At 55.7% G+C, this 26,925-nt stretch carries 18 protein-coding genes and 1 tRNA gene; 13 read left to right on the top strand and 6 right to left on the bottom strand.

Annotated features, from left to right (window positions below):
• Window positions 1-30 precede the first annotated feature (30 nt).
• The gene (locus VM554_09090; GenBank protein HVJ08527.1) at window positions 31-1,518 is read right to left on the bottom strand and encodes a multicopper oxidase domain-containing protein; all 1,488 of its coding nucleotides are present in this window, start codon (window positions 1,516-1,518) and stop codon (window positions 31-33) included.
• Window positions 1,519-1,721: 203 nt separating this feature from the next.
• Between VM554_09090 and VM554_09085 the strand changes: the two genes are divergently transcribed.
• From VM554_09085 to VM554_09035, 11 genes are all read left to right on the top strand, one after another.
• On the top strand, window positions 1,722-2,051 hold the full coding sequence (locus tag VM554_09085; GenBank protein HVJ08526.1) for a hypothetical protein: 330 nt from the start codon (window positions 1,722-1,724) through the stop codon (window positions 2,049-2,051).
• 84 nt (window positions 2,052-2,135) lie between these two features.
• A complete protein-coding gene (locus VM554_09080) occupies window positions 2,136-3,530 on the top strand; it encodes a TolC family protein (GenBank protein ID HVJ08525.1) in 1,395 nt (464 codons plus the stop codon).
• Window positions 3,531-3,555: 25 nt separating this feature from the next.
• The gene (locus VM554_09075; GenBank protein ID HVJ08524.1) at window positions 3,556-4,593 is read left to right on the top strand and encodes a hypothetical protein; all 1,038 of its coding nucleotides are present in this window, start codon (window positions 3,556-3,558) and stop codon (window positions 4,591-4,593) included.
• Window positions 4,594-4,597: 4 nt separating this feature from the next.
• The gene (locus VM554_09070) at window positions 4,598-7,693 is read left to right on the top strand and encodes an efflux RND transporter permease subunit (protein HVJ08523.1); all 3,096 of its coding nucleotides are present in this window, start codon (window positions 4,598-4,600) and stop codon (window positions 7,691-7,693) included.
• A 95-nt stretch (window positions 7,694-7,788) separates the two neighbouring features.
• Complete coding sequence (locus tag VM554_09065; protein HVJ08522.1) at window positions 7,789-8,424, top strand: TetR/AcrR family transcriptional regulator; 636 nt, start codon at window positions 7,789-7,791, stop codon at window positions 8,422-8,424.
• A gap of 110 nt (window positions 8,425-8,534) precedes the next feature.
• Window positions 8,535-9,326, top strand: a complete 792-nt coding sequence (locus VM554_09060) for a 3-ketoacyl-ACP reductase (protein ID HVJ08521.1) — start codon at window positions 8,535-8,537, stop codon at window positions 9,324-9,326.
• A 42-nt stretch (window positions 9,327-9,368) separates the two neighbouring features.
• Window positions 9,369-10,151 carry an enoyl-CoA hydratase/isomerase family protein gene (locus tag VM554_09055; GenBank protein ID HVJ08520.1) on the top strand — a complete coding sequence of 261 codons (783 nt, stop codon included), beginning with the start codon at window positions 9,369-9,371 and terminating at the stop codon, window positions 10,149-10,151.
• Window positions 10,152-10,165: 14 nt separating this feature from the next.
• On the top strand, window positions 10,166-11,695 hold the full coding sequence (locus tag VM554_09050; protein HVJ08519.1) for a CoA-transferase: 1,530 nt from the start codon (window positions 10,166-10,168) through the stop codon (window positions 11,693-11,695).
• A gap of 8 nt (window positions 11,696-11,703) precedes the next feature.
• The gene (locus VM554_09045) at window positions 11,704-12,516 is read left to right on the top strand and encodes a sugar phosphate isomerase/epimerase family protein (protein ID HVJ08518.1); all 813 of its coding nucleotides are present in this window, start codon (window positions 11,704-11,706) and stop codon (window positions 12,514-12,516) included.
• Between the two features lie 14 nt (window positions 12,517-12,530).
• Entirely contained in the window at window positions 12,531-13,913 is a 1,383-nt protein-coding gene (locus VM554_09040) for a hypothetical protein (GenBank protein ID HVJ08517.1), read from the top strand.
• A 15-nt stretch (window positions 13,914-13,928) separates the two neighbouring features.
• The gene (locus tag VM554_09035) at window positions 13,929-14,705 is read left to right on the top strand and encodes a 3-ketoacyl-ACP reductase (protein HVJ08516.1); all 777 of its coding nucleotides are present in this window, start codon (window positions 13,929-13,931) and stop codon (window positions 14,703-14,705) included.
• Window positions 14,706-15,061: 356 nt separating this feature from the next.
• Here VM554_09035 and VM554_09030 read toward each other — a convergent pair whose 3' ends face one another.
• The 4 genes from VM554_09030 to VM554_09015 form a co-directional block, all read right to left on the bottom strand.
• Entirely contained in the window at window positions 15,062-18,331 is a 3,270-nt protein-coding gene (locus VM554_09030; protein ID HVJ08515.1) for a DmsE family decaheme c-type cytochrome, read from the bottom strand.
• Window positions 18,332-18,850: 519 nt separating this feature from the next.
• Window positions 18,851-19,936: an efflux RND transporter periplasmic adaptor subunit gene (locus tag VM554_09025; protein HVJ08514.1), complete on the bottom strand. Its 1,086-nt coding sequence runs from the start codon at window positions 19,934-19,936 to the stop codon at window positions 18,851-18,853.
• A complete protein-coding gene (locus tag VM554_09020) occupies window positions 19,923-23,066 on the bottom strand; it encodes an efflux RND transporter permease subunit (GenBank protein ID HVJ08513.1) in 3,144 nt (1,047 codons plus the stop codon). Before VM554_09020 ends, VM554_09025 begins: the two co-directional genes overlap by 14 nt.
• 19 nt (window positions 23,067-23,085) lie before the next feature.
• On the bottom strand, window positions 23,086-24,450 hold the full coding sequence (locus tag VM554_09015) for a TolC family protein (protein ID HVJ08512.1): 1,365 nt from the start codon (window positions 24,448-24,450) through the stop codon (window positions 23,086-23,088).
• Between the two features lie 118 nt (window positions 24,451-24,568).
• Here VM554_09015 and VM554_09010 point away from each other — a divergent pair, with 118 nt between their 5' ends.
• Window positions 24,569-25,498 (top strand): chromate resistance protein ChrB domain-containing protein, encoded by a 930-nt coding sequence (locus tag VM554_09010; protein ID HVJ08511.1) that lies wholly within the window; start codon window positions 24,569-24,571, stop codon window positions 25,496-25,498.
• A 14-nt stretch (window positions 25,499-25,512) separates the two neighbouring features.
• Window positions 25,513-26,427, top strand: a complete 915-nt coding sequence (locus VM554_09005) for a DUF1259 domain-containing protein (GenBank protein ID HVJ08510.1) — start codon at window positions 25,513-25,515, stop codon at window positions 26,425-26,427.
• Between the two features lie 171 nt (window positions 26,428-26,598).
• Here VM554_09005 and VM554_09000 read toward each other — a convergent pair.
• Window positions 26,599-26,673: transfer RNA gene (locus tag VM554_09000), tRNA-Phe, on the bottom strand.
• Window positions 26,674-26,925 lie beyond the last annotated feature (252 nt).

Here is a 26,925-nt window from a genome sequence, read left to right as displayed (position 1 = left end):
TCAACTGATCTTTTCAGGGTAACCGCGTCATTACACGTAGTCGAATAAGGCCATGAAACCGAAATCCATGTGGAGCTGCTGGTGGCAATGGAACAGTGTTGCGCCGGGATTGTCGGCAACGAAATCAATTTCGGCTTCCTGATATCCACCGACCATCACGACGTCCTTTATCAGTCCCGCGGTCGCTTGACCTGCGATCCGCGTGACCTCAAAACTGTGCCGGTGCAGGTGTATCGGGTGAATATCGTCACTGGCGTTCTTCAGGCGAATGCGATAGCGCTTTCCCTCGTGGAGATGGAAAAGAGGCTTCGCCATCATTTGTTCCATTGGGTACGACACGCCATTGATGGTCCATAGATTGAAGCCATCTTGCGCGGCGTTCTGCTTCTCGAAGATCATCTCAAAGACTTCATCCGGTTGAGCAGCAACTGTGGTGGAGTTCCCAAAGTGTGCATAGTTCCACTTGAAAGGCTTTGGTGCGATCCACTGCGGTCTTCCTTTGGAACCCGCATATTCAAGGACTATTCCCATGCCGTGCCTCCGATCCTCATCGGAGAGATCGCCCATGATCCAGACGCCGGGATGATGCATCTCGACGATTGCGGAGATTCGCTCCGCAGTGCCCAGCCAGAGGGCGGGAACGCGCACAGGTCTTGGCAGCGGGTTACCATCCATTGCAATGATGGTGAACGTATGTCCCGGTAGAGCAAGACTGCGAATCTCACCCGCGCTTCCGTTGAGAATGTGAAACAGAACGCGCTCGCCTTGCTTCACGCGCACAGGTTCGCCGTGGCCGAGCATCCGCCCGTTGATCGTGAAGGACTCGTAACCAACTTCATAGCCCTGGGGCATTCCTTTGGCGAGCGAGGCGTTCATCGCAGTTTCGCCGGCACGCTTGAGCGCTGGCACCGTCTGGGCGGGTGAAAGAAAGTTCATCGCCATATCGCCGCCGCGGCTGAGCGTTGGCTGAAATTCTTTCATCGTGAGAAATACTTCGCGGTCGTAGTGCCCGGGATTGACCTTTGGCTCGATATAAACGGGGCCAACCAGACCGCTGTACTGACCTGCTGCCAGATCCGCACCAGCTCGGACGTGTGTGTGATAGAAGCGGAATCCGGATGGTTTCGGCACAAAGGAGATGCGGCGGCTGCCATGAGGCGGAATGAAGGGCGTGCCCTCTTCCGCAGATCCATCTACATCCGTCGAGACAAACTGGCCGTGCCAATGCAGTTGTTCAGGCGTATCGGTCTCATTTTGGAGATCGATAGTTACCCGCTGTCCTTCTTTGAAGCGCAGTAAGGGGCCGGGGAATTGTCCATTGTAGGTCGTAACGGAGATGATGCGGTTGGGCGCTAATTCTACTGGGGAAGTGGCAATCGTCAGGGTGTAATCCGCTTTCACGACGTCCCTATTAGCTGCGGATTGACCCAGCAGATACTTTGATCGCAACAGCGAGATGCCCGCCACCGCACTGCCAGTTCTAAGGAAGTCTCGGCGAGAAGGCTGAAATAAAGTCATGCGCATTCACCTTGCCACGCTAGCTTAGCCCAAAGAAATTGATTTCGCAGAGAAATGTCTTTTTGTCATCTGATCCCGGAAATCGAAGCGAAATTAAGGTATCCATGATATGGATAGTCCCTTTGAAGCCAGATAATAGCCAACGCTCATATTCCCCAGCTATGCCGCGACGTCAGCAGAAACCATCGATGTACAATTGCGCTATGTCGCGAAGGTATATCGTCGCCCTGGTTGCCGTTGCCATCCTCCTGGTCATGGTTGGCGCGTTAATCTATGAGGCCTTCGATATACACGACCCGAAACCTTTTCCCATTGATCCAGAATTTCTACTTATGATGTGCAGCGGATTGCTGGCACTGTGTCTCGGTACCATGCTGGCCATCCGCCTACTTGGCTTTTGCTTGTTGTTCTTTGAACTGCTATCCCATGGCTCGCTGGAATTGACCAATGGCTTTTGGCGTCGATACCAGACATTTGACGTTGAACGCATCCTCCTCTCGTCGCCTCCAGACGTGGTCTCCCTCCGCATCTAGTCTCGTTCTCCTGATACTGATTCCAGTTCCTTCGCGGACGGTTGTCTGTTCGCGCGCTTTCGAACCTGGCTCTCAGGAGTTTTTATGAAACATATCGCAGCGCTTTTGCTTCTGCCCCTTGGACTTGGTGCGGGCTGCGCCAGATATTCCTACCATGCAGCGCCCATCTCGCCTCCGGCTCTGGCCCAGAGTCTCTATAGCCGCAGTCTTGACGATCCTGACCTGCGTCTCTGGATGCGGCAGAGCGCGGATTTCCAGCCTTCCTCATGGCCGCTAGAGAACTGGGACCTGAATGCGCTCACGCTCGCTGCGTATTACTTCAACCCGGATCTTGATGTTGCCCGTGCGAACGTGGCTTCTGCAGAAGCGGCGATTCGAACTGCTGCGATGAAGCCCAATCCACTCGTGAGTGCTGGCCCAGGCTACGAGTCCGATCCGACGTCGCCCTTCATCATGGCCTTCAACTTTGATCTGCCGATTGAGACTGCCGGAAAACGCGGTTATCGCATTGCGAATGCAACTCACCTGAGCCGGGCCAGTCGTCTCCAATTAGCTGAAACCGCGTGGACAGTGCGCAGCCGGGTTCGGTCAGCATTTGTGGACTACCTGTTTGCAGTGCAAGCGTCTGCTCAGTTGCGGAGACAGGTATCGCTACAGGGCAAATATGCAGACCAGATCGAACGCCGCTTTCATGCTGGGGAAATAGCTTTACCAGAGGTGACCGCTGCGCGTATCGACCTGACGACACTTCGTCAGGCGCTTCGTGCGGCTGAAGGGCAGATGAATGTAAGCCACACAGCGCTCGCGGCGTCCATTGGAATCCCTGACTCGGCCTTGGCGACGAAATCGCTGCAGTGGCCAGGGATCGATGCGCCCCCAGCTCCAGCATCGCTTTCGTCGCAGGCAGTTCGCGAAGCCGCCGTACTCAATCGCCTGGATGTACGACGCGCCCTTGAGCAATACGAAGCTGCACAATCCAGCCTGCAGTTGGAGGTTGCACGGCAGTATCCAGACATCAATCTCGGCCCGGGATACAGCTACCAGCAAGGCATCCATGCTATTGCTCTGAATTTGTCGGCTGTGCTGCCTCTGCGCAATCACAACGAAGGCCCAATTGCTGAAGCGGAAGCTCAGCGCAAGGCTGCGGGCGCATACTTCCTTTCGATACAGAGCATTGTTCTTGCGGAGAGCGACAAGGCTCTTGCCCAGTATGCCGCCGCGTTCGCCACGCTACAGGAAGCCTCACGCTCGGTCGCTCAGCTTGAAGAGCAGCAACGGGCAGCGGAACGCATGTTGCGGTCGGGAGAAACAGAACAATTCACTGCGATTGCCGCCGAAGTGCAAACCGCCGCCGCGGAGCGTGCTCACCTTGACGCGCTGCATAAGGCACAGCTTTCTATAGGGCTATTGGAAGATGCGTTGCAGAGGCCCATTGATCCCACAAGCACGCCCTCACTTCCCACGAGCGCACCACGCTAGCTGAAAGGTTTACAGGATGAAATCCATGCTGCGCATCATCGTTGCTGTTGCTGCCGTCATCATTCTTGCTGGCGGGCTGATCTGGGGATTTCGTTCGAGGCAGAAGGAGCAGTCGGCAGAGGCTGAAACCGAAGCTCCGATGAAGGCGCCATCGCGAGTTGCATCTCAGAATGGAGAGACGGTCCTCACCTTCGACGAATCTGCACAAAAGAGAAATGGCATTGTCACCGCCACACTTCTCCGCAACCGGCAAAGCGCGGAAGTGCAGGCTACCGGTATCGTTCTCCAACTCCAGCCACTGCTCGACCTCAAGGCGAGCTACAACAGTGCTTCCACGGATCTTGCCAAGGCGCGGGCGATGGCGCAGGCATCACTGACCGAATATGAGCGCCTGCGACAACTGAATCAGGATGGCAAAAATGCTTCGGATAAGGCTGTCGAAGCGGCACGTGCAACTTCAGAGAATGATGCTGCAGTGGCCAGGAATGCAGAGCAATCCCTGGCCATCGTTAAAAACTCTACCCGGCTGCATTGGGGGCCGATTCTAGCAAACTGGCTGGAACACGGCTCCTCGAAGTTGGACGAGTTGCTGATGCAGCGCATGTTGTTGCTGCAGGTGATCAGTACAACCTCCGGAAGCTTCGCCGCTCCACAACAAGCGACGGTGCAATACGCGGATGGAACACACGGATCGGCGCACCTGATCTCGATACTTCCCCAACTCGATCCGCGGCTGCAAGCACCAAGCTTGCTATATAGCATCGCTGCACGACCGGCCCTCATTCCGGGAATCAACCTTGTTGTCTTTTTACCGTCCGGTCCAGAGCAGGATGGGTGGCTTGTCCCCAGCAGCGCGGTTGTGTGGTGGCAGGGCAAGGCATGGTGCTATGTCGAGGAATCACCGGGCAAGTTTACGCGCAAAGCCATCGCTACCTCGAACCCGGTAGTCAATGGATGGTTCGTGACCGAAGGGATGGATCGCGACGCGCGTGTAGTCATCGTCGGTGCACAGACGCTTCTTTCGGAAGAATTCCGTTCCCAGATTCAGCAAGACCAGGACTGATCGCATGTTGAATGCCATTGTTCGCTTTTCGCTTCGATTTCGCGGGGTCATTCTTGCTCTGTCTCTGGCGTCACTGGGATATGGCGTTTATACGCTGACACAGGCGAAATATGTGGTCTTCCCGGAATTTGCACCCCCACGCGTTTCCATTCAAACCGAGGCTCCGGGGCTCTCGCCCGAGCAAGTGGAACTATTGGTGACCCAGCCGATTGAAAACGCAATCAACGGCGTGACTGGCATTGAGTCTCTTCGCTCAAGCTCTATTCAGGGGCTGTCCATTATCAACGTGGTCTTCCAGACAGGGAAAGACATTTATCTCGAGCGCCAGCTTGTAGCGGAGCGTCTTTCGACGCTGGCAGGACAGTTGCCTTCAGGTGTCCAACCACCCATCATGACGCCGCTGACATCCTCGACAAGCAGTGTTCTTGTGCTGGGGCTTACGTCCGGCAAGCAGTCGCTTATGCAGCTGCGGACGGCCGCCGACTGGACTCTCCGGCCCCGTCTGCTCGCTGTTCCCGGCGTGGCCAGCGTCAACGTTTTCGGCGGAGAGGCCAGACAGATACAGGTTCAGTTCCATCCGGAAAAGCTGGTGCAGTTCAATCTATCGCTCAACGATGTCGTTGCTGCGGCGCAGAAAGCCACGGGTATACAGGGCGCTGGATTCATCGAGAACAGCAATCAGCGGCTCATCCTGCAATCCGAAGGACAATCAATAACTCCAGAACAGATCGCCTCCACTGTGCTTGTGCGGCAGAACGGAGCCAATGTCACCCTCGGGCAGGTGGCTGACGTAAGGGAAGGTGCGGCGCCGCCGTTTGGTGCGGCTTCGGTAGAAGGGAAGACAGGAGTAGTCCTGGTAGTTTCCGCGCAGTATGGGACCAACACCCTGGACGTCACCAGCCAGGTCGAGAAGGCTCTTCAGGAAGTGACACCTGTGCTTCGACAGGAAGGAATTGATATGCGGCCGGATCTCTTCAGGCCGGCAAACTTCATTACTACTGCAATTCATAATATTCGAAGCTCTCTTCTGCTCGGAGCTATCCTTGTCATTGTCGTCCTCTTCTTATTCCTCTTCGACATTCGCACTGCAGCCATATCCTGCACCGCTATTCCGCTGTCGTTGCTCGCGGCCGTAGCCGTCATGGATCGGATGGGGTTCACGCTCAACACGATGACGCTGGGTGGCCTTGCCATCGCGATCGGTGAAGTCGTAGATGACGCGGTGATCGACGTCGAGAATATCCTTCGTAGATTGCGCGAGAACGCTGCTCGGGAACGCCCACGGTCATCCTTTCATGTCGTGCTCGACGCCTCCATCGAAGTCAGAAGCGCAGTGGTCTATGCCACCTTTGCTGTGGCGCTCATCTTTACGCCCATTTTGACGCTTTCAGGAATTGCAGGAAGGCTCTTCGCCCCTCTCGGCGTCGCCTACATCCTGTCGATACTGGCGTCGCTTGTAGTTGCGCTCACGCTGACTCCTGCGCTATCTATGTTGATCTTTGGCGATCGCCCCCCTCGCAAGGACGAGCCTCCCTTCGTGCATTGGCTGAAGGCACGTTATGTTTCTCTGCTCGAACGGATAGAACGTGTGCCCAGGCTGGTGATTGGCGGTATGGCGATAGCCACGGTTTGCGGCATCGCGGCTTTGCCTTTCTTTAGTACAAGCTTTCTTCCCGAATTACACGAAGGTCACTACATCCTGCATATGCAGGCAGTGCCGGGCACTTCTCTCGAAGAGTCGTTGCGAATTGGCCGCGAGGTTTCTGCTGCACTTTTAAAACTGCCTGCTGTAAGAACAGTGGCTCAACGGGTCGGTCGCGCGGAATTGTCGGACGACACATGGGGACCGCACTACAGCGAACTCGAGATCGACCTGAAGCCGATGGGCGGAGAAGAGGAAGAGGCCGCGCAGGGAGAGATTCGCAAGACTCTGGCGCAGTTTTCAGGGCTTTCCTTTTCCTTGATGACTTTCTTGACCGAGCGCATTCAGGAAACACTGTCGGGCTATACCGCGTCAGTGGTTGTAAACATCTACGGCCCCGATCTTGATAAGTTGGATCTCGAAGCGCAGCAGGTGGCGCGCGTGCTCGGTAGCATTCCCGGAGCAGTCGAGGTGCAGATGCAGTCTCCACCTGGGACGCCGGAGGTTGCCGTCGCGCTGCGCACGCCGGAGCTTTTGCACTGGGGCTTCGATCCGGTCAGCGTGCTTAACGATGTCCACACGGCATACGAAGGGGAAAAGGTTGCTGACATCTATGAGGGGAATCGCGTCTTTCCTGTAACGGTGATTCTGCCGCCGAATGCGCGGACTCGCATGGATTCTCTCTCTGTTTTGCCGATCAAGAATTCAGAAGGCGTCTATGTCCCGCTCGGGCAGCTGGCAAATGTTTATGAGACGTCTGGACGGTATGTGATTCTGCATGATGGCGCCCGTCGTGTTCAGACCATTACCCTCAACGTGGCTGGCAACAACGTCGATGCGTTCGTCAAGAAAGCTCAGCAGCAGATTGCTGCGAAGGTCGCGCTTGCTCCCGGAAACTACATCCAATTTGGCGGCACGGCCGAGGCTCAGGAGCAATCGCTTCGAGACCTCCTAGTTCACTCTGCATTGGCTTCCCTGGGCATCGTGCTGCTCTTGTCTATCGTGCTGGCGAATCGGCGGAATCTTCTCCTCGTACTCGTCAATCTTCCATTTGCGCTGGTCGGCGGAGTCCTTGCGGTATTTGCACAAGGAGGCGTGCTCTCTCTCGGCGCAATGGTCGGATTCGTGACGCTCTTCGGAATCACGCTTCGTAACTCCATCATGTTGATCTCCCACTACGAGCATCTGGTCGGCGTTGAAGGCATGGAATGGGGATATCCCGCAGCAATTCGCGGTGCGTCGGAGCGGCTTGCCCCCATTCTGATGACTGCGTTGGTGGCCGCGCTCGGGTTGCTTCCATTGGCAATCGGAAGCAGCGCGCCGGGACAGGAGATCGAGGGGCCGCTGGCCATCGTAATTCTTGGGGGACTCGTGACCTCAACTGCACTCAACCTGCTCGTGCTACCGACGCTGGCGTTACGCTACGGACGATTCGAAAAACAATCGGATGAAAGATAGCTTTCTTTCTAGTTGCTTCATCGAGGTTCGACCATGCCAGGTTGCGCGGAAGGCACAGTCTACACAAAATGATTCCTACAACGTACAAATATAGAATGAGACAGCCGCGCACGACTCGAACTCGTAATGCCGAAGATAGCAAGGAACGCATCCTGCGTGCGGCAACCAAGCTGTTTGCAAAGAGTGGGTTCGATGGGGCTCGCGTTGACGAAATCGCCAAAGCAGCCAAGATCAACAAACAGCTCATCTATCACCACTTCGGCAACAAGGACAAGCTCTTCACTGCTGTATTGGAGCAGGCCTACCGCAGCATTCGGGAGCAAGAGGCAGCGCTTGACCTTTCAGGACTGCATGCAGATGAAGCAGTGCTCTCGCTGGTTGAATTCACCTGGAAATACTATTTAGCTAATCCTGATTTCATCCGCCTGCTGAATAGCGAAAATCAGCTGGAAGCACGCCACTTGAAAGGGTCGCCAAACACTCGCTCTATCAATAAGAGCCACATGGTCTTGATGGAATCCCTTATTGCAAGGGGAAAAAAGGAGAAGAGGATCCGCCCGGATCTGGAGCCGATGCAGCTAAGCATCAACATCTCTGCATTGGGGTTCTTCTACCTTATGAATCGTCATACGCTCTCGACCGTATTTGAGCGGGACCTAACGTCTCCAAGACATTTAGCGAAACGTCTTGAAGGAATGAAAGACCTGATCAGCCGGTGGATTAGGCCGTAAGCGGCGCTATCATTCCCGTGCTGATTTTGGATTTGTTCAAGGAATCGCTTGCATATCAACCAACCGGTTGGTTATTATTGCCTCCATTCTGATTCAAGGGAGGGGATGTTATGCCGAAAGACGCCAGTTTACGATCAGCGGCAATCGTTACAGGTGGCCTTAGAGGCATTGGTCGAGCTTGTGCGCTTGGATTGGCGCAGGCGGGGTTTAACGTTCTCCTCAATGACCGGGATGTGCCGGAGAACCTCAATCTCTATACGGCTATCAAATGTGAGTTTGATGCCATTGGTGCGGATTGCGCGTACTTTCCATGTGACGTTGGTGATCTTACCCGGCATTCCGCGATGATCGAAACCGTGTTGCAACAATGGGGCCGATTGGATTGCCTGGTAAACAATGCGGGCATTGCCCCACGCCAGCGTGGAGACCTGCTGGAAGTTTCCCCCGAGAGCTTTGACGACTCCATACGAGTAAACACGCGGGCCGTGTTTTTCCTTACACAGGCGGCTGCCAAGCGTATGCTGCATCAGCCTCCGCAGGAGTGCCATCGCAGCATCATCAATATCACCTCTAGTAACGCGGAAGCAGTGTCCATCCTGCGCGGCGAATACTGCATATCCAAGATAGGCGCATCGATGGCGACAAAGTTGTTTGGTGTGCGGTTAGCCAATGCTGGCATTGGCGTCTACGAGGTGAGACCCGGAATCATTGCCACGGATATGACTCGTCCGGTCAAAGGGAAGTACGATGCTCTGATTCGAGATCACCTGGTTCCTGCAGAGCGCTGGGGAACGCCTGAGGATGTTGCTTCGACCGTGGTGAGTATGGCGAAAGGCCAGCTCCGCTACACCGTTGGTCAGGTTGTTACCGTCGATGGCGGGTTAATCATGCCGCGATTCTAACTATACAAATGTCCTGTAGCTGCTCGAGAGATAAAGGCCTTCATGATTCCTGAAATTTTGTATTCACGCAAAGAAAGCCACGGAAAGACCTGGGCGGAGATAACACTCAATCGCCCGGAAAAAGGCAACGCTCTAACGCGGCCAATGCTGGATGAGCTCGGCCGAATCGTTGATGAGATAGCAGCGGATTCCGCGGTTCGTGCGGTTGTGCTTCGGGCGAATGGGCGCTTCTTTTGTACTGGAGGCGATATCGCTGAGTGGGGAAGTCTCTCGCCGGATGATATGGCCCAGAAATGGATCCTGCCTGGAATTGAAGTGTTTGAAAGGATAGCGCAACTGCCTCAGCCGGTGATCGCTCTCCTTCAGGGACATACGCTTGGCGGCGGACTTGAGCTGGCACTTACTGCTGATTTCCGCATTGCTGCGGCTCCTGCAAAGTTCGGAACACCCGAGGTAACTCTCGGCATGATCGCCGGTTGGCACGGTATCCGCAGCCTGGCGGAGTTGATTGGCGTTGGGCGAGCGCGGCAGATGACGCTTACAGGTTCGTTGGTAACAGCCTCCGATGCTCTTGCGTGGGGTCTTGTCACCGATGTAGCAGAGACAACCGAAGGACTCGACGAGCATTTGGAAATACTCTTAGCGACGCTACTGACGAATGCACCCATTGCCATGGCGGTGACGAAGAGTGTGCTGTCGTCCATGCATGCGGATCTCCGCCACTTGCATGCCTCATCCGTTGCACGGGTAGCCGGTACCGAGGACTGCAAGGAGGGTGTACTTGCTTTCCTCGAGAAACGCAAACCCTCTTTCCAAAATCATTAATAAGGACGACCGTTATGAGTTTCAATAAGCAAGTAAGCGCCGAGGCAGCCGCAGCACTCATCAACGATGGCGACACGGTGGCGATCAGCGGCAACGGCGCAGGAATGACCTCGGCTGAGGCGATCTTCGCGGCCATAGAGCGCAGCTTTCTTGAGACCGGTCATCCTCGAAACCTGACCCTGGTTCATTCACTGGGCTTGGGAGACCGCGGCGAAATGGGAACGAACCGTTTTGCTCACGAAGGACTTATCCGCAAGGTTATCGCATCGCATTTCACATGGTCGATTCGCATCCAGGAGATGATCCGGGACGAAAAGATCGAAGCCTACTGCTTACCAGGCGGCGTCGTTCAACATCTACTTCGAGAGATTGGCGCAGGAAGGCCAGGATTGTTTACCCACTCTGGACTCGGTACCTTCATTGACCCGCGTCAAGATGGCGGACGCTGTAATCGGATAAGTCAGGGTGAAGTTGTCGAACTGCTGGAGATTGACGGGCAGGAGGTGCTTCGGTATAAGCCCTTTCGCGTGGATGTTGCGATCGTTCGCGGCACCTACGCTGATACGCGGGGAAACATTTCGACCGAAGAGGAAGCGCTTGATCTGGATGTGCAGACGATTGCGCTGGCTGCTCGAAACAGCGGAGGCAAAGTATTGGCGCAAGTCCGGCAAATTGTGGAGCCGGGAACGCTTCATCCCCGCAGTATTCGAATTCCAGGCATCATGACCGATGCAATTGTTGAAGACAGCCAGCAGCAGCAATTTTATGGGCTCGACTACGATCCTACGATTGCTGGATCAAAGCGTGCGCATCTCGGCACCATCGCGGCAGAGATACCTACTAAGCTTGACCGTCGCATCATCGCGCGGCGAGCTGCTATGGAGTTGCGCCCCGGCGCATCGCTCAACTTCGGCTTCGGCATCCCGGGCGGCATCTTCGGCGTCATCGCGGAGCAATGTCTTTCGAATCAGCTATGGCTCAGTGTGGAGCAAGGTGTCCACAATGGCAGGATGCTTGATGACAGGCTCTTCGGGGCGGCACGAAACGCAGAAGTCCTTATCTCCTCAGCCGAGCAGTTCGATTACTACAGTGGCGGCGGTATTGATATCACTTTCCTTGGCATGGGGGAAATGGATGCAGCAGGAAACGTAAACGTATCTCATCTTGGTGGCAGCCTCATTGGCCCAGGCGGATTTATGGAGATCGCTCAGAACGCAAAGAAAGTGGTTTTCTGCGGAACATTCGACGCGCAGGGAAGCAAGATAGCCTGGGAGGATGGCATGCTGCGTATTGTGAAGCCTGGCAGCATCCACAAACTAGTGAACCGCGTCGGGCGCATCACCTTTGCCGCTGAGTATGCCAAGCGCCATGGTCAGGAGGTGCTCTACATTACGGAGCGCGCGGTCTTCCGCCTGGAAGCCGAAGGAGTGCGCCTCATCGAGATTGCTCCGGGAATGACCATCGAGCGCGACCTGATACCGTTTATGGACTTCAAGCCTCTCGTCGGCACTGTCGCCACGATGGACAACTCCGTATTTGTTTGAGCAACGCTATGGCAGACCAAAAGAGAATCAGTCTCAATCAAATTACGACCGAGCGCTGGACCGTCGAGCAGACTGTGGCAGCTTGCGTACGCTACGGCATACCCTCGGTTGCCTTGTGGCGGCATCGCCTGGCGGAAACGGGACTAGAGAAGGCCGCTCGCCTTGTTCAAGATGCAGGCCTGCACGTCTCTAGTGTGTGTCGCGGCGGAATGTTTCCGGCGCCCACTATTACCGAATGGCGCAAGCGCATTCAGGACAATCTGCGGGCGATCGAAGAAGCTGCGGAACTGAAGGCAGATTGCCTGGTTCTGGTTACAGGCGCAGATCCGCGTGTAAAGCTTGCGGATGCACGAGAGATGGTCAAAGACGGAATTGCAGCTATCGCTTCTTACGCGGAGAAGCTTGGTGTCTGCCTCGGTGTGGAACCGCTTCATCCTATGTTCGCGGGCGATCGCTCGGTGGTGAACACCATTGACCAGGCGCTGGACATTGCAGAGCTCTACCCCGCTTCCGTGGCAGGTGTGGTTCTCGATGTCATCCACATCTGGTGGGATCCTCGCGTATTTGCGCTTATTCAACGCTGTGCCGGCCGCATCGTTGGCTTTCATGTGTCGGATTGGCTGGTGCCCACTCCAGATATTTTGAAATGCCGCGGAATGATAGGAGATGGTGTAATCGATATCCGCAGCCTGCGGTTGGCAGTGGATGCCGCAGGATACAACGGACCCATCGAGGTCGAGATACTGAACCAGAAGATATGGGATACACCGGGCGATGAGGTCGTGCGCACGATGCGGGACCGATTTGAAAAGCTTGTGTAGCAAAAGGAACAGAGATGCGAATCGAAGCCGTGACCCCAGCAGACCTGCAAGGCGCCGTAGCGCGCACCTTCTCGATTGCTGCAGAAAAGACTCTGCGACTCGATCGGCGTTGGCAACCTGTAGATGGTGCGCCTGTGTTCACTGTGGATGGCAGGTACACCATGCGTGGCTGGACGCAATGGACTCAAGGCTTCCAGTATGGGAACGCGCTTCTCGCCTTCGATGTTGTCGATGACCCTGAACTGTTGCGTGTGGGGCTGGAACACACGCGCGACCACATGACGGAGCATCTTACTCATACCGGTGTTCACGACCACGGTTTCAACACGATGTCCACTTACGGCCAGCTTCGACGGTTGATACTGGAAAACCGAATCGAATATGATCCGTGGAAGATGCAATACCTTGATCTTGCAATCAAGGTGAGCGGCGCAGTGCAGGCATCCCGCTGGACGAGGCTCGCGGATGGTAGCGGATTTATTCACTCCTTTAATGGCCCGCAATCCCTCTTCATCGACACCATCCGTACGCTGCGGGTTTGTGTTGCGGCGCATGTCCTGGGGCACACGTTGCTCGCGGAGCAGGAGCAGCGCATTAATCTGCTTGAGCGCGTTTGTACCCACGCAGCAACCACCGCGCGATACAACATTTTTTGGGGTGAAGGACGCGACGCGTACGATAAACCCGAACTCCGTGGACGCACAACCCACGAGACTCTCTTCAATACTGCGAATGGAGTCTATCGTGCACCATCCTCGCAACAGGGATATTCGCCATTCTCAACCTGGACTCGAGGTCTGGGTTGGGCAATGCTTGGGTACGCGGAAGAGTTGGAGTTACTCGCATTGCTGCCGGCTCATCACTTCGGGGACAGCGGTGTGCCTGCCAAAACGGCAGTCCTTGGTCTTTTTGAAAAAGTAGCTCGTGCAACCTGCGACTTCTACATTCATCAGGCCGCCTGTAGCGATGGCATCTGCTATTGGGATACAGGAGCGCCGGGACTGCATCATCTTGAAAGCTGGCAAAGCCGCCCGGCCGATCCGTTGAACGCATTCGAGCCAGTCGACTCCACCGCAAGCGCGATTGCCGCGCAAGGCCTGTTGCGCCTCGGGCATTATCTCGGTAAAGCAGGCGAGCAATACACCGCCGCAGGTCTCAATGTTGCGAAGACCTTGCTGAACGAGCCTTACCTCTCAACCAATCCTCAACATGAAGGCATCTTGCTTCACAGCGTCTACCATCGTCCGAATGGCTGGGATTACATTCCGCCCGGTCGATCCATACCCTGCGGAGAATCGAGCATGTGGGGTGACTACCATCTGCTGGAGCTTGCCCTGCTGCTGCATCGCCTCGCAGAGGGAGACTACTACACCTTCTTTCAGCTGGACCGGAAATAGGAGCAAAGCAGAGTTATGGCACAGCGAAGAGTTGCGCTCGTTACGGGGGGCTCACGTGGAATCGGACTTGGCATCGCAATGGAACTTGCGAAGAGCGGCTTTGACCTCCTCATCACTGGACGCAGGCCGATGGAGTCCGTCGCTGCCGCAATGTCCGAACTCGAGCGCTTCGGTGTGGCAGCGCGATATATCACCTCAGATGTTGCAGATTCGTCCGCTCGTGAGCATCTGCTGACCGAAATAGATACCACCTTCGGCAGGCTGGATGTCCTGGTCAACAATGCCGGTATCGCTCCGCGGGTTCGCGCAGACATTCTGGATGCTGACGAGGATAGCTTCGATGAAATTATGTCGGTAAATCTGAAGGGACCATACTTCCTTACGCGAGATGTTGCGCGCCGGATGATCTCTCAGCGCAAAACGGACGAAGGGTTTGCTGGATGCGTCCTGAATATCTGCTCTATCTCTGCGGCAGTGGTGAGTACGAATCGAGGAGACTACTGTATCTCAAAGGCCGGCGTCGCTATGGCAACGCGCCTCTGGGCGACTCGTCTGGCAGAGTACAACATCAGCGTCTTCGAGCTCCGGCCAGGTCTCATTGCCACGGATATGACCGAAGGAGCCAAGGCGAAATATGATGCGCTTATCGAGGACGGGCTGCTGCTTGAAAAGCGTTGGGGAACTCCGGAAGATGTAGGCACGGCCGCCGCCATGCTTGCCAGAGGAGATTTGCCTTATGCCACCGGGTCCGTTCTTACACTGGATGGCGGCCTGACAATGAGCCGTTTATAGAGCGCATAGCTGCGGCAGATATTGTCGTGATCACTGCTGGTCATTGTCGCAATGCAAGAGATCGAACCTTTCTGCATAGTTAGGGACCAGTTGAAAACCTTGATCGCCGAAGGCACTGCCACTAGCATGCTCACCAGCGCAGAATAGTGTGATATGTGCATGATGAACAGGTTATAAGTCCACACAGAAAAGCTGAAGACTGTAAGGACCTACGAATTCGTGTCATTCATCGGTGCAAACCCAATCGAATATGCAACGTTCGCATAGCCGCACATCTGGAAGTTAAGCCCACCGTGGTTCAGGCAAACTACTTAGCATTCAGCCTGAACCACTTATGTTGCATGGTTGAGGCTCGGCTACCAGGAGCGCCCAACGTATAGCGTAAACGAACGTAGATCACCGTTTAGCTCGGGGTTCCAATAGTCACGATAGCTGCCGTAGTCGACGTCCAGCCCAGCACTGAAATTTAGCGGCAGCCGATAAAATACCTTCCCGTGACCAATCCACTGCGGCACATTCACTGCCGAGATCTTTGTGCTTGAAACAGTGGCTTCTTGCAGCGCAAGCAGGATGTTATTCTGGCTGAAGCACGAATTCGTGCCAGGTACGTAGTAATTTCCTCCCCATGCGGAGTCATCGCAATAGCCTTGCTGAATCAGAGAGCCATTGCCAAACTTCACTGCGTGATTCGGATTGACATCCGGACTCATATGGCTGCGCGCCGAGTTATAGGTTACTTTGCCGTCAACCCCGAGCCGATGCTGCAGGAACGTCGTGGTGACCTGTCCCCAGTAGGTTTGGCTCAGTTGGTTGTATGGCACCAGAGGCTCGCGTAGCAGGTAATCCATGTTCAGGAACTGATATTCATTAAAGTCCATGAACGTCTTGAGCTTGTTCTGCTGATAGGAGTAGCCGACAGACACATTACCGTGTTGCTCAAGAGGCACCGCAAGAGAGAGGGTCTCATTGTAGAAGCGGTCTCTCCTCTGGCGGAGAATGCTCTCGCTCGCCACGGTCGTATCGCCGGGGAAGGGAGCCAGCGATGTGTAGTGCCCCGCAGAGGGGAATGCATTCTGAACCCTGGCGTTGAAGTCATTGGTCAGTGTCAGGAATCTCGTGGGCGTGAACGTGTTGCGCAGAAACACGCGGCTTTCACTTCCCGGCGTAACAATATAGCCGGGCTGATGTGTGTTCGTGTACTCGTAGCCAACGCGCGTACCCAGCATCGCTCTGTTGTAGCGCAGCGCCAATCCGCCTGTGTTGTCCGTGGTCACGGGAACTACCAGCATCCAGTCGGTATTGTCGATGGAGTAGGCTTGCGGCCACTTTGCAGCGTTGGACCGTGTAATGCCGCTATGTTTGTAGTACAGGTCCGCATTCAAATGTTGCGTCAGATCCAGGGTCGTCTTGATTCCTTCCCAATGTTTGTGATGCGACACATTCCCGAACAATGAAAAGTACGGCACAAAGTCGTTGACGAAGCTTTGTTCGTGATAGTCGGCGATCACGCCTATGCGTGCGTTGGGCAGCCAGCTGACGGTTGCGTTCGCATTGACGGAGTTCGACTTGTGCTTCAGATAGCGGTCCAGAAAGCGCACGTACGACACGTCGCCATTCGCAGACAGGTTATGGGCGATGCTCCAGTTGGCATTCACGGAGTCGGACGAACTGCTGTTCGGCGAAGGAATCTGAATGTAGTAGTTCCCATCCGCGACGGGGGATGTGTCCGGCACGCTCAGGCCAGTCGTATCCATTGCGCCAAAGCTGCCCACCGGAAACTGCATCCGGTCATTAAAGCTGCTGTAGCCATGCTGCCAGGTAACCGAAGCTTGCTTGAGATTCAAGCGTGCCCCGCCAGACACGCCTCGCGTTGTCTGGTTGACCGGCTGATACTGCGAACTCCAGTGGCACACGATACAGCCCGAGTTATAGGGCCCCGCCGCGTTCTGATCGAAATAGTGCAGCTGCGTAGTGCCCACACGGGCTTGCCAGTTGCCATTGACAAACAACTCAAGATATTGCTTCGGCAGTTTGAGTCGGCCGGATACGTCGCCCAAACGACGCTTGATGCCATAGACGGAGCCTTCAGGGATTCCATCGATGATGTGGATTCCTGCCGGGTCAGGAAAGGGGTAGGTATTGATGAGTTGCTGCAGGCGGCGCGTGTCCTGCTGCTGTACCAGGCCTCGTGTATTGAAGCGTACTTGCGCACGGTTCGATGCAGTGAGTTCAGCGCCGATGTTGTAGTCATCCGAGCTGATGATCTTTGCATGTGATGTTAAGGCGGTGTGCTTGTTCAAGAAGACAGAGGCTTGCTTGAAGTCCGCACCCGCATATTCTTCCAGGCTGTCGTACTCTCCAACTCGGCCGCGGAATCCCGTGGAACTCAGGATGCGATACGAAGTTGCGGTGGATATGGCCGAATCATGAGTTGCGGTGGCAACTGACTCAGCTCCGGGCATCGCACCCGCATGCTGGCTGTGCGCCCTTATGCCATAAATCTCCGGCACGATGGTAGCCAGTCCAGTGATGCTGGCTGCCATCGCCGGCAACGCCGTTGCATGGGACCTGGTAGCCTGGCTGGGCACCGTAAGGGAACTCTGAGAAGGCAGGATTGGCGCGCCATAAGGGGAAGCATCTAGAAAGTAGCTTCCTCCTGTCTTCGAGGCAACATCGGTTCCGTGAATGGAACTGTGGCAGTTGGTGCAGCGGTCGAGTGTTGGCGCGGCGCCCATGTTGTCATGCGCATTGTGGCACTGGAGGCACAGTGCGGGCAGGCTGACGTTCACCATTCCCGCATTCGGCGAGCCATGCGGTGAATGGCAGGTGAGACAGTTCTCCGTCACTGGAGCGTGCTGATAGGCAAATGGTCCGCGATACTGCGCGTGACACTTGAGGCAAAGCTCGTTCGGAGTTGAAGTACGCAAATTGGTTCCACCAGGCCCACCATGTGGATTGTGGCAATCCTTGCAGCCAACCTTACCTTCGCGCAGCGGATGATGATAGGGCTGGTTCATTTGTGCCCGCTCTGCTTGATGGCAACGCAGACAAGTCTCGTTGGAATCCGCGAGGCTCTCGGTAGAGCGCCTGCTCTCGCCCACCAGGTTCTCGGGGCTTGCTGACTTCTGCGGGGTAAGCGTGCCCAGCTTGAAGCGGTAGGCAGCATCTTTGCTTCGTGCCTCCGCGTGCATCTGGTGGCAGTCGGAGCATCGTACACCGTTCCGCGCGTGGGCTCCAGCAAGCCAGTTCTGCGTGTGTTCGCTCTTTGCGTGGCAATTAAGACAGGCCGCGTTCGCTTCGCGAGCCTTCATCTTCGAGAAACTAATGATCTTCGAAGTATCGCCACCGCCCTCCACGTGAAGACCGCCCGCACCGTGACAGTCCTCGCACGTCAGGCCCTGCTGAGCATGAAATGCGTGGCGAAAGTCGTTTGCCTGATCGGTGTGACACGTGGAGCAGACCTCGGCTCCCACTCGCGTGTTTGCCGCACCTGTGGAGCCACTCGGATGTGCTTCGCTCAGGTTCTTTCGTTGATTCGCATATACGGCCTGTGGTGAATGTGGCCACAATGCTATGGCCAGGAAAATAAGCGGCCAGATGTGGAAAGCAATCTTTTTGAGCGACAACGTAACACCTCACGAACGGCCAGTCAGCAAGCAGACCTATCCCCCATTGATACAGGAATGAATACTCGACGCTCTGTGATTCAGTGCACTATCTGATGTGACATAGAGCCCGCGCAGTGGGATGCAAGTCACAAATGAGAGCAATATTGTGATGCAGATTACAAATCAAGGCATCTTCAACTGTAAGGAACATCCCGAAGCATGTTTCCAGCCTGAGCCCGTCGATTTGATATTCGGAGATGAGGCCTCATTGAGATTCTCGGTCCTCTTCGCGAGCGTAGAGCAGTAGAGGCCCTGCATGCTCGCGTCAGGTGGGCTCGGCAAAGTCGCATGTCTTAGCTGTGGTGCGGCATGGAGGGCAATTCGGCACTCGTGGCGTTCGTGATGCTCGGTGGAAGTCCAAAGGCGTGATGCAGGCGTGGGCCGGTGGGTAGCACAAACCAAGTCGTCGCTGTAATCATGTCATCCTCAATGGTTAGCGCGCAATCGCATGTTCGTTTACCTCCGATCAGGAAGACTTCAAAGCAATGGCGCTCCCTCTCGAATCTCATCGGACGCACGCTTTAGAACCTTTTCGCCTTGTTTGACATTTCCACGGATCGCGACTTGTTCCCCAAAAGCCGCACCCTTGCGAACGTCGACCCAATGCGCATGTCCATTGACTGAAGTGATCACGAAGGTGCGTTCCGTTGTTGAGACGACACTCGTCGATGGCACCAGCAGGAGCGGCTCGGCTGAACTAACAGGCCAATCGACGGATGGATACATGCCAGGAGCCAAAGTGCCGTCCTTGTTGTAGGCGTCGAGCTCCACCATCATCGTCCGGCTCTGAGGATCTAGAGCGCTGGAGACCCTAGCGATCTTCGCTGTATATGTCTTGCCCGGTTGCGCTGCAATGTGGAAGCTAACGGATACACCACGTACCACATGGCCCACGTAGGTCTCCGGCACTGGAACGGTCAGACGAAGATGCCCAGTCTGCTGGAGTTTGAGCAAAGGCATATGGGCATTTGCTTGAACCAGCATCCCCGGATGAACAAACCGGTCCGTGATAGTACCGTCGAAAGGCGCCGCGACGCGGAGATAAGCCTCTGTCTCCTGGGTCGCACGGAATCTCTCCTGGGCTGCCCGTGTGGCCGCCTTTCTGCTCTCGACGCCCGATCGTGCTGCATCGAGTTGCTTCTCTGTCTGAACAAGTTCGTTGCCCGCGATTGCTCCAGGCGTCTTCGACGCTTCCTGTAGCCGGACAAAGGTGCTCTCGACAGCTGCTGCCTGAGCCTCCGCCTGGCTTTGATCGGCTTCTGCCTGATGAAGAGTCGACTCGGCGGCTGCAGTCTGGGCCTTTAGTTCGGGTGCGGAGAGCTCGACCAGCAATTGGCCACGCCGCACATTACTGCCGCGATCCACTAGCACGCGCTCGATATAGCCGGGGACGCGGGCCTCGATATCGGCCTGCAGAAAGGGTGCAAGTTCCGCAGGTAGAGAGATGGTTCGTGATGGATTGCGGCCTTCTACCGTCGCAAACTCTACGTGGGCAGGAGTCTGCGCGATAGCTGGCAGGCAGAAGGCGAAGGTCAGGAGGGCAACTGTCTTACGGCTGTACATAATAGCGGCTCGCGGGATCCAGTGGGTTCAGTGAATTTGAAGTGACAGAGGCGCGTCGCTGCAGAAGGGCGTAGATTGCCGGCAGGACCGCCAGAGTCGTGAAAGTCGAGAAGATGAGGCCGCCGATCACGGCGCGACCAAGAGGCGCGGCTTGCGCTCCACCTTCTCCGAAACCGATGGCCATCGGAATCATGCCACAGACCATGGCCGTGGCAGTCATCAGAATCGCGCGAAGGCGACCAATCGCGCCCGTGCGTGCGGCAGCCTCTGCACCTTCTTCATGCCGAGCCTGCTCAGCAAAGCTCACCAGAAGGATGGAATTAGCAACCGAGATTCCTGCCGCCATAATCGCTCCCATAAACGACTGGATGTTAAGCGTAGTTCCGGTAAGAAGCAGCATCAGCACCACGCCACAGAGCACGCCCGGTATCGTGCTCAAGATGGCCAGTGGCAGTCGTAGCGACTGAAAGTTCGCCATGAGAAGGAGAAAGATGGATGCGATCGCGAGTAGAAGGCCTATTTGCAAGCCCGATATAGTCTCGTCAAGAGCGGGAATTTCCCCCCGAACCGTTACCGTAGAACCCTTGGGAGGCGCCGCGATGTTCTTGAGCGCAGCCTGAATCTTCTTCTGTGCCTCACCTAGCGTTATGCCGTGCAGATTGGCTGTCAGGCTCACGACGCGCTGGCCGCTCAGACGCTCGATCATCTCCGGCATGGTGCTGTACCGCAGGCTTGCGACCTGATCGAGCTGAGGTTGTGACAGGCCATCGCGCATCAACGGAAGAGATGACAAAGCTGGGAGACCTTGCGCACGGTTCGGTGGGATCTGCACCTGAATCTGGAACGCGTTACCTGTGCGGGGATCGCGCCAGTAGTTTGGAGCAATGAAGCGTGAAGAGCCTGTCGCAGGAACCATGGAGGCGGTGATATCAGCCATGGTGAGGCCAAACTGCCCCGCATACTGACGGTCGATATTTATATCGACCGTCGGATACTTCTGCGACTGCACCACTGAGATATCGCGCAGAAAGCTCAGCTTGCGAAGTTCCGTCTCTATCTTGGCGAGATAGGCGTAGTTCTGATCGAGGTCGACTCCCTGCACGTCGATCTGCACCGGAGTTGGCGAACCGAAGCTCATCACCTGCGAGATGATGTCACCTGCTTCGAACGAGAGCTTCAGATTCGGCAGATCTTTGCTAAAGGCGGCTCGCAGCTCTTCGCGTAGGCGTTCATCATCTGGATGTCCAGGTCGAAGCTGCACCTGCACCAGCGCTTCTTCTGGCCCGCTGGTGAAAAGGTGAATTAGGTTTACCGGGTAGCTTGATGGCTGCACGCCAACATAGTCGGACGTAATCTCAACATACTGCTTGCCTATGGTTTTGCCGATGAGATCGAGTGCGTGCAACACCATCGGCTCGGTCTCTTCGATGCGCGTTCCGATGGGAGCCTTGAGGCGCATCCGCAGTACCGGACCGTTGGAGTCTGGGAATATCTCAGTTCCCAGCCGTGGCGCAACAAGAAGAAGGATGATTGCCGAGATAGCGAAGTAGCCGAGGATGACGGACCATCTACGTCTGAGAACAATCTCTAGCAGCCGCTCGTAGCGGGCCCTTAGCCGACCGAAGGCTCCTTCCATCTCCTCTCGGCGATGCGACTCCTTCATCATCCACGTGGCGAAGACGGGAACCAGGGAGCTGGAGAGCAAATAGGAGGCGATCATCGCGAAGCCAACTGCGAGTGAAAGCGGAACAAACAGTTGCCGTCCGACCCCACTCATGAAGAAGGAGGGAACAAAAACGGCAAGCACGCACAACATGGAGAGCAGACGTGCAATCACCGTCCGTTTGCAGGCTTCAAGGACGGCTCTGGCGCGGGATATTCCAGGTAAGAGTTGAGTGTGGATGTTCTCAATCTCTACCGTAGCTTCATCGACGAGGACGCCGACAGCCAGCGCCAAACCGCCCAAGGTCATAATATTGATGGTCTGCCCTGTCGCCCAGAGAAGAAGTACCGCAGTTGCGAGAGCGAAAGGGATGTTCGCAACCACAATAAGTGCGCCTCGCCAGTCCCGGAGAAAAAGCAGTACGACGAGTCCCGTCAGGACAGCGCCTAGAAGCGCTTCCCGGACGAGGCCGCTGATAGCGTTCGACACATATCTAGACTGATCAAAGGCTAGCTGTACATCCACATCCTCGGGGATCGCCTTCTTGAATACGGGTAAAGCTGCCTTCACAGCACTGATGACGGCGATCGTGGAAGCATCCGCACGCTTGGTTACTGGTATATAGACAGTGCGCCGGCCATCGACATGGGCGTAAGCCGTCACAATGTCGGTTCCGTTCTCTACCGACCCAATATCCCGAAGATAGACGCTAGTGCCCGATCCGGGATGGACCGGTGTATTCATCAGGTCGCCCAGCTCCGGCCCAAGCGTTGCGTTGGTGCGTACGATGCGATTGAGGGAGCCGTCATATAGATTGCCGGATGGCGCTACGACCGAGCCGCTACTCACGGCGGAGATGGCCTGCTCAGGGGAGATGCGGTACTGTTTCAGCTTGTCAGGGTCAAGCGTGACGACGATGGTCCTTTGATTGCCGCCGAAAGGTGGAGGTGCGGAGACTCCTGGCAAAGTCGCAAATAGCGGCCTCACCTGATTGAGGGCGTAGTTCTGTAGTTCGCCCTGGGTATGTGTCGAACTTGTAAAGAGCAGTAAGCCTACGGCTACGCTCCCAGGATCGAAACGGGTGATGAACGGAGGCACCGTGCCGGGAGGCATGAAGGCCCGCGCACGCGTGACGTAGCCGACTGTCTCCGCCATGGCCTGCTGCATGTTGCTTCCTTCGCGGAAGGTCAGCTTCATCAGTGCGGCCCCTTGAACGCTCTTGCTATCGACCGACTGAATACCCGTAATGTAGAGGAAATGGTATTCGTAGTAATAAGTGAGGAAGCCTTCCATTTGTGCCGGAGTCATGCCGCCGTACGGCTGCGCTACATAGATGACGGGATTGCCCACCTCCGGGAAGATATCCGTGCGCATTCGACCCAGAGACATGATGAATCCAGCCAGGATCGCGATCAACGCGACGATGACAGCAAGCGGGCGGGTTAAAGCTGCTAGAACAAGGCGCATCGTTTCCTTGACCTAAGACTCACTTGGTGACAGCCTGCAGGAACGGTTGAATGTCGCCGCGAACCGCTCCAATCTGAAGAAGAGCACGCCACACGTTCAGACGCGCGATAGAGTCATCGATCTCGGCCTGGACAACAAGCCGCTGTGCCTGCGCTAGATCATCGATCGGCACAAGGCCGGCCTGATAACGAGCCTTCGCCTGATCGAAGGCTATATGGGCCGACCTCACTTCAATGGGTGTATTCGCCGCAACCTCTCGCGCCGCGTGCAAGGCGGCCTTGGCTCTTGCGAACTGCTCCCGCAAGAGCTTGTCCGCCAGTTGCTCATTTGCTTGGTTTGCCCGGAGCGTTGCCGACTGAGCAGCCTCGCGAGCGTGGATACTGGCGAAGTCCATGAACGGAAATGTGATGTTCACTCCGGCAGCGTAGTTTTGCACGTTAGGCGCCAGCCCGTTTGCTCCAGCGAGACGTTGTCCTGTGGTCTCAGCGCCTGTACCGCGTGCATACCCCGCAGCCTCTATGTCAAATTGTGGCACCCAACTACGTTCCGTCGCATGAAGCTGCGCGGCAGACTGGGCTACCGTCGCCCTCTGCTCTTCCATTACAGGATGATTTGTACTTTGGAACGGTATCTCTTCCTCTCCGGGCGGAGGTAACTCTTCCAATAATCGACTGGCATCGAGAGTGGTTCCAGCGTTGAGCGAACGAGGCAGAAACTTCGCCAACGTGGCCCTTTCTGACTCTACGGCTTGCTCGGCATAGACAAGCTGAGTTCTGGCGATCGCACGTTCTGCCTCGATACGCGATTCGTCAGCACCCGGCCGTAGCTGGGCGGAGGCCAGCGCATGGATGCTTCGCAGCAGGACATCCCAATTGTCTACCGCCGCTGCAGCCGCCTTCTTTGTCTGTCCTGCTGCAACCAAAGTCAGAAAGGAATCGGCTGATGCCGTCGCTACTTCAAGTTGACTCCGCTGCGAAGTTGCGTACGCCTTGTCTCTGGCTGCGCGAGCTGCCTCTACATTGGCGTGGCGCAGCCCAAAATCAAAGGGTTGCCAACTGACCAGCATCCCGGTCGCACTGCCCCAAACGGACCCACCATTGTTGGTGCCAATTACGGGGCCGGACATGGAAGGGAGAGTGCTCTGTGGAAGCAGGGTTCCGAAAACGTTATTGCGGGTCGCACGGTTGACCTGCACCAGCCCATCCGCGCGTGGAAGGTAAGCTGTTCGCGCAAGGCGGATGTTGGCCGCAGATGCGTTGAGCTCTTCCTGTGTGACGTGGATTAACGGATACTCGCGTAGGGCAGACTGAACCACCTCCGTCATGGTCACCGCACCACCAGAGTTGGGTGACGTCTTCGTGACGCTGGCTTGTGCAGCTATCACCGACGTTGTTCCAACGAACACGACCGAAAGAAGCGCTCCTGCGCAACTGTATCGGATCGCCTTTGCGCGCTGGTGCATAGTTTCAAACTCCACGCAAATACTGTAACATTTACACGTAATGAATATTACATCACGTCGAGAGACCGTGCCCTGGCTGCTGCTGATCTTCAGCCTGCCCTCAAAGAGAACCAGCGAGAGGGTGCGGGTATGGCGAAAGCTCCAGAAATACGGGACGCTCGCACTGCGCAATTCCGGCTACGTGTTGCCAAATACGCCAGCGAATCAGGAGCGGCTTGAGTGGCTGGCTACGGCGATACGCGGATTCAAGGGAGAAGCCTCTGTGCTTCAGGTCCTGGCAATCGATGACCTTCCATCCGAGGTGCTCAAGGAGAAGTTCCGCGAAGAGCGCAAACCCGACTACATCGCGCTCATCCGGGAGGTTCAACAACTCAAACCTTCCACGCAGGGATTCTCGACGCAGTTGGCTCGACTGAAACGACAATTTGAAGAGATTGTAGAGATTGACTTTTTCGAAAGTCCGCTCAAGGCAAAAGCTGGAGAAGCCCTCTACAAGGCAGAACATCCCCTGACCGCGCAGGAGCGGCCTGCGAAAGGCAGGGTATCCAAGATGGAATATCAAAACCGTGCCTGGATCACACGTCCACGGCCAGGAATCGATCGTGTCTCCTCTGCCTGGCTTATAAGGCGATTCGTTGATACCAAGGCCTCCTTCCTCTTTGACAACAATCCAACAGCTCATCCTGAAGCCGTTCCGTTCGATATGTATCAGGCCGGTGGCTTTGGTCATGAAGGCGAGAATTGCACGTTTGAAACTCTTTGTGCGCGCTTCGGTCTCACGGACAAGAAAGTGCGACTGATCGGGCAGGCTATCCACGATGCCGACCTCGACGATGAGAAGTTCGGTCGCAGCGAGGGCATTACCATCAACCAGATTCTGAATGGATGGGCCAAGCAGGGCATCCCCGATGACGAACTGTTACGCCGAGGGATGGACCTGATCGAAGGGCTCTATCACTCGATCGCATAGAAACGGAGGGTCCAATGAAAAGACAAATAGTATGCTTTGCCAGCTTATGTTTGCTCGCATGTAACTGGACTTTCGCTACAGCACAAGACGATTCCACTGCAACCTGGAAACCGGTAGAGGCTGTGCTGGGCCGATCCGGCCAGATGCAGCCGGGGGATGTTTATAAGTTCGCTCTGCCACGCAGAGACATGAAGGTTGTGAAAGACGGTGTGACCGTAGCCCCTGGACTAGCGTTGGGCTCCTGGGTAGCCTTCAAGAAAATGGGGAATGAGGCGATGGTGATGGGCGACCTCGTCTTGACGGACGAAGAAATCGAACCCGTCATGTTGAAGCTCCAGCAGCAAGGAATCGAGCAGACCTCAATTCACAATCACCTGCTGGGCGAATCGCCGCGCGTGATCTACATGCATATTGAAGGACATGGCGATCCTGTTGCATTGGCGCGTTCGCTCGCCTCTGCAATTGCTCTGACCAAGACTCCGCCACCCACAACAACCGCTACGCCAGCCGCCGCGCAACAAGCGATCGATCTCAATACCAAGGAGGTCGAACAAGCTCTCGGTTATGCCGGCAAAGTAAACGGAGGCATTCTACAGTTCTCCGTTTCGCGCGTGGAGAAGATAACCGACAGTGGCATGGAGGTTCCCCCGGCGATGGGTACTGCCACCGCCATCAACTTTCAACCTACTGGTGGAGGCAAAGCGGCGATCTCAGGAGATTTTGTTCTGCTCGCAAGTGAAGTCAATCCGGTAATCCGGGCTTTGCGGACGCATGGGATTGAAGTCGAGGCCGTGCACAATCACATGCTCAACGATCAGCCGCACCTTTATTTCATGCATTTTTGGGCTAACGACGATGCCATTGAGTTGGCGCAGGGACTTCGCGCAGCGCTTGATGAAACGAACTCACAAAAGCCACAAGTCAAATAGATTCTGGATGAATGATTTTCAAGGAAATCGACCTCGCCCCCGGTAGGCCGAACATTTTTGCGGCCATCATTGTTTCCACTTATAAAGAGCTGAAAATACCCTAGAAGAAATAAGAAAAGCCTCCGAATTGCGGAGGCCGTTGACTGTTTCCTGTAAACTACTGATTCTAAATGGTGGCCAGAGACGGGATCGAACCGCCGACGCCGGCCTTTTCAGGGCCGCGCTCTACCACTGAGCTATCTGGCCTTGGAATCCCAAGGGCGCTTTGGAAGCGCTGGGTCTGTCTGAGTTGCGGGGAGGAATCTCCCGCCTGAGAAGAGCGTCAGGGCGATGCCTGGGCATGTCCACAGTGCTACGTCAAACAACCTCAGACAGTATAGCAACAGCTTTGTCCTGCGCCAAACCCTTCTCCAAACCTCCCAGCTTTCTACCCCGCCATCTCATAGCGCCGCTCGTTCCGGATGCGCCGGATCCACAGGATTACGGGGCGGCCTGCCT

The organism is Acidisarcina sp., from assembly GCA_035539175.1.
In the GTDB taxonomy this organism is placed as follows: domain Bacteria; phylum Acidobacteriota; class Terriglobia; order Terriglobales; family Acidobacteriaceae; genus JANXZS01.
This window is presented reverse-complemented; position numbering and strand designations above follow the sequence as displayed.

Bases quoted from the DNA above. Each gene is read 5' to 3' on its own strand.
- VM554_09060 (HVJ08521.1), top strand. From the start codon at position 8,535: ATGCCGAAAGACGCCAGTTTACGATCAGCGGCAATCGTTACAGGTGGC.
- VM554_09025 (HVJ08514.1), bottom strand. From the start codon at position 19,936: ATGTACAGCCGTAAGACAGTTGCCCTCCTGACCTTCGCCTTCTGCCTG.
- VM554_09010 (HVJ08511.1), top strand. From the start codon at position 24,569: ATGAATATTACATCACGTCGAGAGACCGTGCCCTGGCTGCTGCTGATC.
- VM554_09045 (HVJ08518.1), top strand. From the start codon at position 11,704: ATGGCAGACCAAAAGAGAATCAGTCTCAATCAAATTACGACCGAGCGC.
- VM554_09035 (HVJ08516.1), top strand. From the start codon at position 13,929: ATGGCACAGCGAAGAGTTGCGCTCGTTACGGGGGGCTCACGTGGAATC.
- VM554_09080 (HVJ08525.1), top strand. From the start codon at position 2,136: ATGAAACATATCGCAGCGCTTTTGCTTCTGCCCCTTGGACTTGGTGCG.
- VM554_09085 (HVJ08526.1), top strand. From the start codon at position 1,722: ATGTCGCGAAGGTATATCGTCGCCCTGGTTGCCGTTGCCATCCTCCTG.
- VM554_09020 (HVJ08513.1), bottom strand. From the start codon at position 23,066: ATGCGCCTTGTTCTAGCAGCTTTAACCCGCCCGCTTGCTGTCATCGTC.
- VM554_09005 (HVJ08510.1), top strand. From the start codon at position 25,513: ATGAAAAGACAAATAGTATGCTTTGCCAGCTTATGTTTGCTCGCATGT.
- VM554_09055 (HVJ08520.1), top strand. From the start codon at position 9,369: ATGATTCCTGAAATTTTGTATTCACGCAAAGAAAGCCACGGAAAGACC.
- VM554_09050 (HVJ08519.1), top strand. From the start codon at position 10,166: ATGAGTTTCAATAAGCAAGTAAGCGCCGAGGCAGCCGCAGCACTCATC.
- VM554_09075 (HVJ08524.1), top strand. From the start codon at position 3,556: ATGCTGCGCATCATCGTTGCTGTTGCTGCCGTCATCATTCTTGCTGGC.
- VM554_09090 (HVJ08527.1), bottom strand. From the start codon at position 1,518: ATGACTTTATTTCAGCCTTCTCGCCGAGACTTCCTTAGAACTGGCAGT.
- VM554_09065 (HVJ08522.1), top strand. From the start codon at position 7,789: ATGAGACAGCCGCGCACGACTCGAACTCGTAATGCCGAAGATAGCAAG.
- VM554_09070 (HVJ08523.1), top strand. From the start codon at position 4,598: ATGTTGAATGCCATTGTTCGCTTTTCGCTTCGATTTCGCGGGGTCATT.
- VM554_09040 (HVJ08517.1), top strand. From the start codon at position 12,531: ATGCGAATCGAAGCCGTGACCCCAGCAGACCTGCAAGGCGCCGTAGCG.